1 protein-coding gene is annotated in these 1,161 nt (G+C 57.9%); it reads right to left on the bottom strand.

Going from position 1 to position 1,161, the window contains the following annotated elements; translation table 11 throughout:
- Nucleotides 1-20 precede the first annotated feature (20 nt).
- Nucleotides 21-1,085, bottom strand: a complete 1,065-nt coding sequence (gene psbA / locus NW848_RS00990; RefSeq protein WP_011430136.1) for a photosystem II q(b) protein — start codon at nucleotides 1,083-1,085, stop codon at nucleotides 21-23.
- Between the last annotated feature and the right edge of the window lie 76 nt (nucleotides 1,086-1,161).

Genomic DNA, 1,161 nt, shown 5'->3' with positions numbered 1-1,161 from the left:
TCGACTAGGTCAGGAGTGGATTAGCCGCGGATGGCCGGCGCCACTTCCACCGCCGCCAGGTCCAGCGGGAAGTTGTGCGCATTCCGCTCGTGCATCACTTCCATCCCCAGGTTGGCACGGTTGAGCACATCCGCCCACGTCCCAACCACGCGACCGTTGCTGTCCACAATCGACTGGTTGAAGTTGAACCCGTTCAGGTTGAACGCCATGATGCTGATCCCCAGCGCCGTAAACCAAATCCCAATCACAGGCCACGCCGCCAGGAAAAAGTGCAGGCTCCGGCTGTTGTTGAACGACGCATATTGGAAAATCAACCGGCCAAAATACCCGTGCGCCGCCACGATGTTGTAGGTCTCTTCCTCTTGCCCAAACTTGTAACCCAAGTTCTGCGACTCCTCCTCCGAAGTCTCCCGAATCAGGCTCGAGGTCACCAACGACCCGTGCATCGCACTAAACAGCGCACCCCCAAACACGCCGGCCACGCCCAGCTGGTGGAACGGGTGCATCAAAATGTTGTGCTCCGCTTGGAACACCAACATGAAGTTGAACGTCCCCGAAATCCCCAGCGGCATCCCGTCCGAAAACGAGCCTTGCCCAATCGGGTAAATCAAAAACACGGCCGTCGCCGCCGCCACCGGCGCCGAGTAAGCCACCGCAATCCAGGGACGCATCCCCAAGCGGTAGCTCAGCTCCCACTCCCGGCCCATGTAGCAGAACACCCCAATCAAAAAGTGCAGCACAATCAGCTGGTAGGGGCCGCCGTTGTACAGCCACTCGTCCAAAGAAGCGGCTTCCCAAATCGGGTAAAAGTGCAGGCCAATCGCAGCCGAAGAAGGCACCACCGCGCCGGTGATGATGTTGTTGCCATACAGCAACGAACCCGAAACTGGCTCGCGAATCCCGTCGATGTCCACCGGGGGAGCACCAATGAAGGCAATGATGAAGCAGGTGGTGGCAGTCAGCAGGGTGGGGATCATCAGCACCCCGAACCAACCGATGTAGAGGCGGTTGTCGGTGGAGGTGACCCACTCGCAAAACTGCTCCCACACGTTGCTGGTTGAGCGACGTTGGATAACAGTGGTCATGATGGCAAACTTCCCTGAGGAAGCGCGAAGATTGACAACCTAACCTTAAATCATCCGTTAAGTTCTGTCAACTACC

It is taken from the genome of Synechococcus sp. RC10A2 (genome assembly GCF_047502605.1).
This window is presented reverse-complemented; position numbering and strand designations above follow the sequence as displayed.

Bases quoted from the DNA above. Each gene is read 5' to 3' on its own strand.
- psbA (WP_011430136.1), bottom strand. From the start codon at position 1,085: ATGACCACTGTTATCCAACGTCGCTCAACCAGCAACGTGTGGGAGCAG.